This window comes from Rhodococcus sp. R1101 (assembly GCF_000278445.1).
Classification (GTDB): Bacteria; Actinomycetota; Actinomycetes; order Mycobacteriales; family Mycobacteriaceae; genus Rhodococcus; species Rhodococcus gordoniae.
Genome location: NZ_AJVB01000012.1, coordinates 18,433 through 29,174, shown reverse-complemented (window position 1 = coordinate 29,174; position 10,742 = coordinate 18,433). Strand labels below are relative to the sequence as shown.

General features: G+C 66.4%; 10 protein-coding genes. 7 read left to right on the top strand and 3 right to left on the bottom strand.

Annotated features, from left to right (window positions below):
- A partial coding sequence (locus R1101_RS0102385) for a nitronate monooxygenase (RefSeq protein ID WP_016931894.1) occupies positions 1–726 on the bottom strand: 726 nt, incomplete at its 3' end.
- Between the two features lie 8 nt (positions 727–734).
- Positions 735–2,402 carry an acyl-CoA synthetase gene (locus R1101_RS0102380; RefSeq protein ID WP_016931893.1) on the bottom strand — a complete coding sequence of 556 codons (1,668 nt, stop codon included), beginning with the start codon at positions 2,400–2,402 and terminating at the stop codon, positions 735–737.
- 45 nt (positions 2,403–2,447) lie between these two features.
- On the opposite strand from R1101_RS0102380, the gene R1101_RS0102375 reads away from it, so the two are divergent.
- Complete coding sequence (locus R1101_RS0102375; RefSeq protein ID WP_016931892.1) at positions 2,448–3,347, top strand: crotonase/enoyl-CoA hydratase family protein; 900 nt, start codon at positions 2,448–2,450, stop codon at positions 3,345–3,347.
- Positions 3,348–3,487: 140 nt separating this feature from the next.
- The gene (locus tag R1101_RS0102370; protein WP_016931891.1) at positions 3,488–5,017 is read left to right on the top strand and encodes an AMP-binding protein; all 1,530 of its coding nucleotides are present in this window, start codon (positions 3,488–3,490) and stop codon (positions 5,015–5,017) included.
- 68 nt (positions 5,018–5,085) lie between these two features.
- Here R1101_RS0102370 and R1101_RS0102365 read toward each other — a convergent pair whose 3' ends face one another.
- The gene (locus tag R1101_RS0102365; RefSeq protein ID WP_016931890.1) at positions 5,086–6,123 is read right to left on the bottom strand and encodes an LLM class F420-dependent oxidoreductase; all 1,038 of its coding nucleotides are present in this window, start codon (positions 6,121–6,123) and stop codon (positions 5,086–5,088) included.
- Between the two features lie 90 nt (positions 6,124–6,213).
- Between R1101_RS0102365 and R1101_RS0102360 the strand changes: the two genes are divergently transcribed.
- The 5 genes from R1101_RS0102360 to R1101_RS0102340 are packed head-to-tail and all read left to right on the top strand — an operon-like array spanning position 6,214 to position 10,735.
- Complete coding sequence (locus R1101_RS0102360) at positions 6,214–7,185, top strand: Zn-ribbon domain-containing OB-fold protein (protein WP_016931889.1); 972 nt, start codon at positions 6,214–6,216, stop codon at positions 7,183–7,185.
- Positions 7,186–7,198: 13 nt separating this feature from the next.
- Positions 7,199–8,260, top strand: coding sequence for a thiolase domain-containing protein (locus R1101_RS0102355; RefSeq protein WP_016931888.1), 1,062 nt, complete (start codon positions 7,199–7,201; stop codon positions 8,258–8,260).
- Positions 8,260–9,435 (top strand): thiolase domain-containing protein, encoded by a 1,176-nt coding sequence (locus tag R1101_RS0102350; protein WP_016931887.1) that lies wholly within the window; start codon positions 8,260–8,262, stop codon positions 9,433–9,435. The genes R1101_RS0102355 and R1101_RS0102350 overlap by 1 nt, the downstream gene beginning before the upstream one ends.
- An 8-nt stretch (positions 9,436–9,443) precedes the next feature.
- Entirely contained in the window at positions 9,444–10,325 is an 882-nt protein-coding gene (locus R1101_RS0102345) for a TIGR03619 family F420-dependent LLM class oxidoreductase (RefSeq protein ID WP_016931886.1), read from the top strand.
- A complete protein-coding gene (locus tag R1101_RS0102340; RefSeq protein WP_016931885.1) occupies positions 10,322–10,735 on the top strand; it encodes a nuclear transport factor 2 family protein in 414 nt (137 codons plus the stop codon). The genes R1101_RS0102345 and R1101_RS0102340 overlap by 4 nt, the downstream gene beginning before the upstream one ends.
- The last annotated feature ends 7 nt before the right edge of the window (positions 10,736–10,742 follow it).

The following is a 10,742-nucleotide window of genomic DNA, read 5'->3' as shown; positions in this document are numbered from 1 at the left end:
GCCCATCCACACACCGGAGGCACCGAGGGCCAGTGCCGCCGCGACCTGCCGTCCCGATCCCACACCGCCGGCGGCGAGCACGGCCGCCGAATCACCGAGTGCGTCGACGATCTCGGGCCACAGCACCATCGACGCGATCTCGCCGGTGTGGCCCCCGGCCTCGTAGCCCTGCGCGATCACGATGTCGACACCGTTCTCGACGTGCCGCTTCGCGTGTTCGACCGCACCCGCGAGCGCCGCGACCGGCACGCCCTTGTCGTGCGCGAGGTCGATGACGTCCTTCGGCGGTGACCCGAGGGCGTTCGCGATCAGCGCCGGCCGGTGGGCGAGGGCGACCTCCACGTGCGAGCGTGCGACCGAATGCAACCAGCCCAGAACACCGCTCGCCTCACCGACGTCGTCGGACAGGGGCGGAACACCGAGTTCGTCGAGCGTGCGGTTCACGAAGGCGCGGTGCTCGGCCGGGATCAACCTGTCGAGGTCCACCGCGGTGCCTTCGGTGGGCACCTCGGCGGGCATCACGATGTCGACGCCGTACGGCTTGCCGTCGGTGTTCTCGTCCATCCATGTCAGGACGGTGTCGAGTTCGTCGGGGTCGTTGAACCGCACGCACCCGAGGACACCGAGTCCGCCCGCACGGCTGATCGCCGCCGCGACGTGTTCGGAGGGTGTGAAGCCGAAGATCGGATACTCGACACCGAACTTCTTGCTGAGGCCGGTCTGCATGTGTCCCTCTATCCCGCCGCCGCGGCGCCGTTGCCGTCGCCGTTGTCGTAGACCTCGTCGGCCGGGCGCAGTTCCGTCTGATCCTTGGCCCACCGGTAATCGGGTTTGCCGGCCGGCGATCGCTTGATCTCGTCGACGAACCACACTGCGCGCGGCACCTTGTACCCCGCGATCTGCGATCGTGCCGTCGCGGTGAGTTCCTCGAGCGTGACCTGCGCGTCCTCGCGTCGCGCGACGACGGCGGAGACCCGTTCGCCGAACCGCTCGTCGGGAACACCCACGACCAGTGCGTCGAAGACGGCCGGGTGCTGCTTGAGTGCACCCTCGACCTCTTCGGGGTAGACCTTCTCACCGCCGCTGTTGATCGAGACCGATCCGCGGCCGAGCATCGTGACGGTGCCGTCGGCCTCGACCCGCGCGTAGTCGCCGGGGATCGAGTAGCGGATCCCGTTGTACTCGCGGAAGGTGGCCTTGGTCTTGGCCTCGTCCTTGTAGTAGCCGAGCGGGATGTTGCCGGTGCGCGCGACCATGCCGACCTTCTCGGAACCCGGTTCGATCGGATTGCCGTCGTCGTCGAGGACGGTGGTGGACTCGTCGATCTTCACCGTGGGGCCGCCGCCGAGGGTCTTGCCCTTCTCGGCGATGCCGATGCCACCGAAGCCGGTCTCGGACGAGCCGATGGAGTCGGTGATGATCTTGCCGGGCAGCAGGTCGAGGAAACGGTCCTTGATGGACGGGGAGAACAGGGCCGCACTCGATGCCATGGCGAACAGGGTCGAGAGGTCGTAGGGCTCACCGGTTGTCGGGTTGCCCTCCTCCAGTGCGTCGAGCATGGGGCGGGCCATGGCGTCGCCGGTGATGAAGATGACGTTGACCTTGTGGTCGTCGATGATGCGCCACACCTCGTGGCCCGAGAACTCGGGGTGCATGACGACCTTGCCGCCGCTGAACAACGACTGGAACAGCGCCCACTGGGCGCCGCCGTGGATCATCGGCGGGATGGGATAGCGCACGAGACCGGGATTCTCGGCGCCCTCCTTCGCCAGCTGCCACTCGTCCTTGACCCATTCCCCGGTCATGAAGTTGATACCGCCGCCGAGGACGCGCCACACGTCCTCGTGACGCCACATCACGCCCTTGGGGTGACCGGTGGTGCCGCCGGTGTAGAGCATGTAGATGTCGTCGGCGCTGCGTGCTTCGAAGTCGCGTTCCGGGTTGCTCTGCGCCAGCGCCGCTTCGTATTCGATGCCGGCATAGGACGAGAAGTCGGCGTCGGTGCCGTCCTCCACGACGATCACGGTCTTCACCAGCGGAGTGTTCGGCAGGACGTTCGCGACCTTGTCGGAGTAGCGACGTTCGTGGACGAGCGCGACCATGTCGGAGTTGTCGAAGATGTACTGCAACTCGTTCTCGACATAGCGGTAGTTGACGTTGATCATGATCGCGCGGATCTTGAAGACCGCGATCATCGCCTCGACGGCCTCGATGGTGTTGCGCGAGTAGATGCCGACCTTGTCGCCCGGCTTCACACCTTGTTCGCGCAGGTAATGAGCAAGTCGGTTGGCTCGTTCCTCCAGCTGTGCGTAGGTGACCTCACGTCCGTCCGAAGCCAGCGCGACGCGCTCGGGAACGAGGTCGATTGCGTGTTCGACGAGGTCTGCGATGTTTAGGGCCACGCTGACAAAAGTAGAACGTGTTACCGTTTCTGACAAGACCCGAATATGATCCAGTTCACAATCCTGCGAGGAGTCCCGCCAGTGTCCGCTACCGAAGCCCCCGGCGCAGCCGATTCGGACATCTCGTCCCGCGAACCGCATTGCCTCGTCGAGCAACGCGGCCACGTTCTGATCGTCACGCTCAACCGCCCCGAGGCACGAAATGCGCTGTCCGGCGAAATGATGGCGATCATGAACGAGGCCTGGGATCGCGTCGACAGCGATCCCGAGATCCGCGTCGCGATCCTCACCGGTTCCGGTGGAGCGTTCTGCGCGGGAGCCGATCTCAAGGCGATGAACGCGGCACCGCCCGGAGACGCATTCGAGCAGGGCGAGCGAAGCGACGGGAAAGGCAACGGTGGCGGCTGGGACCTCACACGGTTGCCGGCGTTGCTCAAGGGTCGCCGTCTGACCAAGCCGCTCATCGCGGCCGTGGAGGGTGCCGCCATCGCCGGTGGCACCGAGATCCTGCAGGGTACCGATATCCGAGTGGCCGGCGAGAGCGCGAAATTCGGTGTTTCCGAGGCGAAGTGGGGGCTCTTCCCGCTCGGCGGGTCCGCGGTGCGTCTCGTCCGTCAGATCCCGTACACGATCGCCGCCGACATCCTGCTCACCGGACGCCACATCGAGGCCGCCGAAGCCAAGGAGATCGGACTCATCGGTTACGTCGTTCCGGACGGCACCGCGCTCGACAAGGCCCTCGAGATCGCCGAGACCATCGCGAACAACGGCCCGGTTGCCGTGCAGGCCATCCTCCGGACGATCCGCGATTCCGAAGGACTGCACGAAGAGGACGCGTTCCGGATCGACGCCGAACTGGGTGCCGCCGTCTTCAAGAGCGCCGACGCCAAGGAGGGGCCGCGGGCGTTCGCGGAGAAGCGTGCTCCGAAGTTCTCGGGTTCCTGACCTGCCCCACCGCGGACCGCATTCCCACTGGTGAGAGCGCGGTCACAACCATCTCCTTAGCTCTGCTACATTGTTGACTGTGATACAGAACACAAGATCACAGCGTTCGTCGAGGCGATGTCGAGGCAATGAGGAGCCCCATGTATCCAGGAGTGCACGCGCGGACCAACCCGGACAAACTGGCGGTCGTCCTCGCCGACAGTGACCGGAGTCTGACCTACCGCGAACTCGACGACCGGTCGGCAGCGCTGGCCCGCGTCCTGCACGACGCGGGTCTGCGCACCGGTGACGTCGTCGCCCTGCTCACCGACAATCAGCCCGAGGCCTTCGAGGTCTTCTGGGCCGCCCTCCGGTCCGGCCTGTACATCACGGCGGTCAACAGTCACCTCACCGCCGGGGAGGTGGCCTACATCCTCGAGGACAGTGGCGCGAAGGCCCTGATCGCGTCGGCGACACTCGACGAACTCCCCGAACAGGTCGGCGAGAAGGTCGCGACCGATTCGGTGCGACTCGCCTTCGGCGGCGCCGTGCGCGGCTTCGGGTCGTACGAGGACGCCCTCGCCTCGGCCGGTCCCCGGCTCGACGAGGAGCCGCGCGGCGCCATCATGTTGTATTCGTCCGGAACCACGGGCTTTCCCAAGGGGATCCAGCCCCCACTGCCGGAATGTCGAGTCGACGAACCCGGCGAATCGCTGGTGACGGTGGCGCAGTTCCTCTTCGGCATCACCGATTCCGACGTCTACTACTCCCCCGCCCCGATCTACCATGCGGCACCCCTGCGCTGGGGCGGCGCGATCCACGCCCTCGGCGGCACGGTGGTCCTGGCCGAGAAGTTCGACGCCGAGACCGCGCTGCGACACATCGAGGAGCACGAGATCACCGCAGCGCAGATGGTGCCGACGATGTTCGTCCGCATGCTCAAACTCGACGACGAGATCCGCTCCCGCCACGACCTGTCGAGCCTGCGCGTGCTCGTCCACGCCGCAGCTCCGTGCCCGCCCGAGGTCAAGCGGGCGATGATCGAATGGCTCGGGCCGGTGATCTACGAGTACTACAGCTCCACCGAGGCCAACGGGATCACCTTCATCAACAGCCAGGAATGGCTCGACCACCCGGGTTCGGTGGGCAAGAGCGTGCTCGGTCCCGCGCACATCTGTGACGAGGAGGGCCGGGAGCTGCCCACCGGCGAGGTGGGGACCATCTACCTCGAAACCGAGAACGTCCCGTTCTCGTACCACAACGATCCCGTGAAGACGGCGGCATCACAGCATCCCGATCACCCGAACTGGACCACCGTCGGTGATCTCGGCTATCTCGACGAGGACGGCTATCTGTATCTGACCGACCGTAAGTCGTTCACGATCATCTCCGGTGGTGTGAACATCTATCCGCAGGAGATCGAGAACATCCTCGCGCTGCACCCGGCCGTCGAGGACGTCGCCGTGATCGGTGTGCCGCACCCGGAGATGGGCGAGGAGGTCAAGGCGGTCGTCCAGGTGTCGTCCGACGCCACCGGATCACCCGAACTCGCCGACGAACTGATCTCGTACGTCCGTGAGCGGGTCGCGCACTTCAAGGTGCCGCGGACGGTGGACTTCGTCGACGAACTGCCCCGTACCCCCACCGGAAAGTTGGTGAAGGGCAAGCTGAAGGCGGCCTACAGCTCCTGACATCCGATACGTGGCGCGGACGGAAATGCTTTCGGGGCAGGTCTTTTCCGTCCGCGTCGTGCTCGTTCCTAGCGCAACACCAGGTCGGCGATCGTGCGGACCTGGTCGACGTCGCGGCAACCGACCAGCAGCATGGTCACGCCGGCCTCCTCCCACCGCTTCACACCCTCGCGCACTTCGTCGGCGTTCCCGACGATCATCGTCTCGGTGACCATCTCGTCCGGGATCGCTGCCGCCGCCTCGTCCTTGCGACCGGCACGGAACAGCGCGGTCACCTCGTCGACCACGGCCTCGTATCCCATCCGCCGGTAGACCTGCGCGTGGAAGTTCAACTCCGGCGCACCCATTCCGCCGACGTACAGCGCGGTCACCGGTTTCATCGCCGCGATCGTCCCTGCGCGATCGTCCGTGATCACCACCTGGCAGGTCGCCGCGATCTCGAAGTCCTCACGGGTGCGCCGGGCGCCCGGCCGGGCGAACCCCTCGTCGAGCCATTCGTCGTACATCGACGCCAGGCGCGGGGTGTAGTAGATCGCGAGCCAGCCGTCGGCGATCTCGGCGGTGAGCGCGACGTTCTTCGGGCCTTCGGCACCGATCCAGATCGGGATGTCCGAGCGCAGCGGATGCGTGATGGGCTTGAGCGGTTTACCGAGCCCGGTTGATCCGGTGCCCGCGTAGGGCAGCGGGAAGTGCGGTCCGTCGCTGGTCACCGGCACTTCGCGCGCGAGCACCTTGCGGATCACATCGACGTACTCGCGGGTCCGTGCGAGGGGCTTGGCGAACGGCTGCCCGTACCAGCCCTCCACCACCTGCGGCCCCGAGACGCCGAGACCGAGGATGTGCCGGCCGTTCGAGAGGTGATCGAGCGTCAGCGCGTGCATCGCGCAACTCGTCGGAGTACGGGCGGAGATCTGCACGACGGACGTGCCGAGCCGCACCCGTTCCGTGGACGAGCCCCACCAGGCCAGCGGCGTGAACGCGTCCGAACCCCACGATTCGGCAGCGAAGACGGCGTCGAATCCTTCGGCCTCGGCCGCAGCAACGAGTTCCGGTGCGTTCGAGGGCGGCTGAGCACCCCAGTAGCCGAGTTGCAGTCCCAGTTTCATTGGACGCCTTTCCTGTCGGGCGAATCGTGGAGAGATGCAGTTCGCGCGCCGCTCTTGCCAGCACCACTAGAACCTGTTCTACTCGAAATTGTGAGCCTGGGAAAGAGCGCGGTTGCCGAGCCACCGCTGAGCGCACCGCTGAATCTGAAGTTCGACTACACACGATCCACCGGGCCGACCGTCGGAGCCTTCGTCACCGGACTGCGCGACGGCCGCATTCTCGGCGCCCGCGGATCCGACGGACGGGTCCTCGTCCCACCACCCGAATACGACGCGGTCACCCATGAACCACTCACCGATGTCGTCGAGGTCGGACAGACCGGCACCGTGGTGAGCTGGACGTGGAACGCCGAACCGCTGCCCGGACAGCCCTTCGACCGTCCCTTCGCCTGGGCACTGATCCGCCTCGACGGAGCCGACACCGCACTCCTGCACGCCGTCGACGTCGCCTCCCCGGACGACATCGAGACGGGTCTGCGTGTACGTGTGCGGTGGGCCACCGAACGCACCGGCGACATCCACGACATCGAAGCGTTCGAACCCGGTGAGGCGACGATCACCGTCGCCGCGGCCGAGGGTGATCCGGTCACGATGATCACCACTCCCGTCGACCTGGACTACCGGCATTCCGCCTCTCCCGAGGAATCCTGGTATCTGCGAGGGTTGAAGGACGGCAGGATCATCGGTGGCCGCACCGGCCCGGGCGGGAAGGTCTACGTACCCCCGCGCGGTGCGAGCCCCACCGACGGTGTACCGACGAAGGAACCCGTGGAAGTGTCCGACAAGGGCATCGTCACCACCTTCTGCATCGTGAACGTGCCGTTCCTCGGCCAGCAGATCGAGCCGCCCTATGTCGCCGCCTACGTACTGCTCGACGGTGCCGACATCCCGTTCCTGCACCTGATCCTCGAATGCGACGCGTCCGAGGTGCGGATGGGCATGCGTGTCGAAGCGAAATGGCGTCCTCGCGAGGAGTGGGATCACACGCTGCGCAACATCGAGTACTTCCGTCCCACCGGCGAACCCGACGCCGACTACGACACCTTCGAACACCACCTCTGAGAGCGGCGGATACATGACAGACATTGCAGTCGTCGGCTTCGCGCACGCTCCGCACGTGCGCGAGACGTTCGGCACCACCAACGGCGTCGAGATGCTCGTCCCGTGTTTCCAGGAGCTGTACGGCAAGCTCGGCATCACCAAGTCCGACATCGGTTTCTGGTGTTCGGGTTCCTCCGATTACCTTGCCGGACGAGCATTCTCGTTCATCTCGGCGATCGATGCGATCGGCGCCGTCCCGCCCATCAACGAATCGCACGTCGAGATGGATGCGGCCTGGGCGCTCTACGAGGCGTGGGTCAAGCTCATCACCGGTGAGGTCGACACCGCCCTCGTGTACGGCTTCGGCAAGTCCTCGGCCGGCACTCTGCGCCGCACCCTCTCCCTGCAGCTCGATCCGTACCTCGTGGCCCCTCTGGGCGTCGACTCCGTCTCGCTCGCGGGCCTGCAGGCCCGCCTGGGTCTCGAATCCGGTAAGTGGACCGACCGCGAGATGGCCGAGGTCGCGGTCCGTAGCCGCGCCGCCGCCAAGAACAACCCCAAGGCGCAACTCTCCGGCGACTTCGACATCGACGAACTGCTCGCCCAGCCGTACATCGCCGACCCGCTGCGCAAGCACGACTGCGCCCCCGTCACCGACGGCGCCGCCGCGATCGTCCTCGCGACCGGCGACCGGGCGCGCGAGCTGTGCGAGAACCCGGCGTGGATCACCGGGATCGAGCATCGCACCGATTCACCGAACTTCGGCGCGCTCGATCTGACCGTCTCACCCTCGACCCGGGCCGCAGCGCAGGCCGTCACCGGCGGGGACACCGCCTTCGACGTCGCCGAGTTGCATGCACCGTTCACGCACCAGGAACTCATCCTGCGCGAGGCGATCGGCCTGGGCGAGTCGACGACGATCAACCCGTCCGGTGGGCCGCTGACGGGCAACCCGATGTTCTCCGGCGGTCTCGAGCGCATCGGTTACGCGGCACAGGCGATCATGGACGGCACAGCGGGTCGTGCACTCGCTCACGCCACGAGCGGTGCTGTGCTGCAACAGAATCTGGTAGCCGTTCTGGAGGGACGCAACTGATGGCGAAGCAACCGGCCGCTGTTCTCGGTACAGGGCAGACCCATTATGTCGCCAAGCGGCACGACGTGTCGATGTCCGGCCTGGTGCGCGAGGCGATCGATCGCGCGATGGCCGACGCCCAGGTCGGCTGGGACGACATCGACGCCGTGGTGATCGGCAAGGCCCCCGACCTGTTCGAGGGCGTCATGATGCCCGAACTGTCGATGGTCGACGCCATCGGCGCCACGGGTAAACCGATGCTGCGGGTGCACACCGCCGGATCGGTCGGAGGGTCGACGGCCAACGTCGCCGCGAGCCTCGTGCAGGCCGGCGTCCACCGCCGGGTGCTGGCCGTCGCCTGGGAGAAGCAGTCCGAATCCAACGCCATGTGGGCGCTGTCCACTCCCGTACCGTTCACCATGCCGGTGGGTGCGGGCGCGGGCGGCTACTTCGCCCCGCACGTCCGCTCGTACATCCGACGGGCCGGTGCCCCCGAGCACATCGGGGCGATGGTCGCCGTCAAGGACCGCATCAACGGTGCGAAGAACCCTTATGCGCATCTGAAGCAGCCGGACATCACCCTCGAGAAGGTGCAGGCGTCGCAGATGCTGTGGGATCCGATCCGGTACGACGAGACGTGCCCGTCGTCCGACGGTGCGTGCGCAGTCGTGCTCGGCGACGAGGACACCGCGAAGGCCGCCGAGCAGGCCGGCCGCCGGGTGGCGTGGATCCATGCCACGGCGATGCGCACCGAACCCACCACCTACGCCGGGCGCGATCAGGTGAATCCGGAGGCCGGACGGGTCGCTGCCGCGGCACTGTGGAAGCAGGCCGGTATCACCGATCCGCTCACCGAGATCGACTGTGCCGAGATCTACGTGCCGTTCTCGTGGTTCGAGCCGATGTGGCTCGAGAATCTCGGTTTCGCGTCCGAGGGTTCGGGCTGGAAGCTCACCGAGGCCGGCGAGACGGCGATCGGCGGTCGGCTGCCGGTCAACATGTCCGGCGGCGTGCTCTGCTCCAACCCCATCGGCGCGTCGGGCATGATCCGGTTCGCCGAAGCCGCGATCCAGGTGATGGGCACGGCGGGAGATCACCAGGTCGACGGCGCCCGCAAGGCACTCGGACATGCCTACGGCGGTGGATCCCAGTACTTCTCCATGTGGGTGGTGGGCTCCGACCGGCCCACGAATTAGGAGGCATCATGGTCTCGTTCACCGTCGGGGTCGCGATGACCCCGCTCGACCAGCTCACCGGCATCGCGCAGACCGCCGAGGAGTGCGGATACACCTCGATCGCACTGCCCGATTCCCTGTTCTACATGGAGAAGCAGACGGTCGACTATCCGTACACCCCCGACGGTTCGCGGATGTGGACGCCCGATACCCCCTGGGTGGACCCACTCATCGCCGCGGCGTCGATGGCGGCGAGCACGTCGACGATCCGGTTCTACACCCAGGTGCTCAAGCTCGGCTCCCGCAATCCGGTGCTGCTGGCGCGGCAGGTCGGATCCGTTGCGAACCTCACCGGGAACCGGTTCGGACTGGGCGTCGGAATCGGCTGGGCGCCGGAAGAATTCGAGTGGTGCGGTGTGCCCTACGCGAAGCGCGGCAAGCGCGTCGACGAGATGATCGACGTTCTGAAGCTGATCCTCGACGGCGGCATGGTCGAACATCACGGCGAGTTCTACGACTTCGACCGCCTGCAGATGAGTCCCGCGCCCACCGCACCGGTACCGCTCTACGTCGGTGGGCATACCGACGCGGCGCTGCGTCGCGCCGCGCGGGTCGGCGACGGCTGGACGTCGGCGATGATCGGGTTCGACGATCTGGTCGGGGTCATCACCCGACTGCGCGAATTGCGGGCCGAGTACGGCCGCAGCAACCTGCCGTTCGAGATCCAGACGGTGTGTGTCGACAGGTTCGGTGGTTCCGGTTACGCCGAACTGGCCGACGCCGGGGTCACCGACATCATCGTGGTGCCGTGGATCTTCGACGGCCACGGTTTCGACTCCCCGCTCGAGGCGAAGCAGGAATCGCTGCGGAAGTTCGCCGACAAGTACATTCCCGGAAGGGATGCCGCGTGAACGAGGAACACCCGGCACGTATCGCAGCGAAGGCGTCGCAGGCGGCGGCGAGCGGGAAACGCAAGGACGAGTGGCTCGCGCTGTTCGCGGAGAACGCGTGCGTCGAGGATCCGGTGGGTCCGTCCGGCTTCGATCCGGAGGGCAAGGGGCATCACGGTGCCGAGGCGATCGCGAAGTTCTACGACATGACCATCGCGAACACCGACAAGCTCGAGTTCCTCGTCGACGACGTGCTGGTCTGCGGCGACGAATGCGTCAACATCGGCACCATCCGTACGACGATGGCAGGCAATCTGATCGATGCGGAGGGCGTGTTCGTCTACCGCGTGGACGACGACGGGAGGATCGTCTCGCTGCGTGCGTTCTGGGAAGTGGACCGCGCGATGAAAACCGTGCGCCCCGTCTCGTAGAGTCGGG

What these genes read in the sequence shown, in the direction of transcription:
- R1101_RS0102375 (WP_016931892.1), top strand. Translation starts at nt 2,448, where the DNA reads ATGATCCAGTTCACAATCCTGCGAGGAGTCCCGCCAGTGTCCGCTACC.
- R1101_RS0102370 (WP_016931891.1), top strand. Translation starts at nt 3,488, where the DNA reads ATGTATCCAGGAGTGCACGCGCGGACCAACCCGGACAAACTGGCGGTC.
- R1101_RS0102365 (WP_016931890.1), bottom strand. Translation starts at nt 6,123, where the DNA reads ATGAAACTGGGACTGCAACTCGGCTACTGGGGTGCTCAGCCGCCCTCG.
- R1101_RS0102355 (WP_016931888.1), top strand. Translation starts at nt 7,199, where the DNA reads ATGACAGACATTGCAGTCGTCGGCTTCGCGCACGCTCCGCACGTGCGC.
- R1101_RS0102350 (WP_016931887.1), top strand. Translation starts at nt 8,260, where the DNA reads ATGGCGAAGCAACCGGCCGCTGTTCTCGGTACAGGGCAGACCCATTAT.
- R1101_RS0102345 (WP_016931886.1), top strand. Translation starts at nt 9,444, where the DNA reads ATGGTCTCGTTCACCGTCGGGGTCGCGATGACCCCGCTCGACCAGCTC.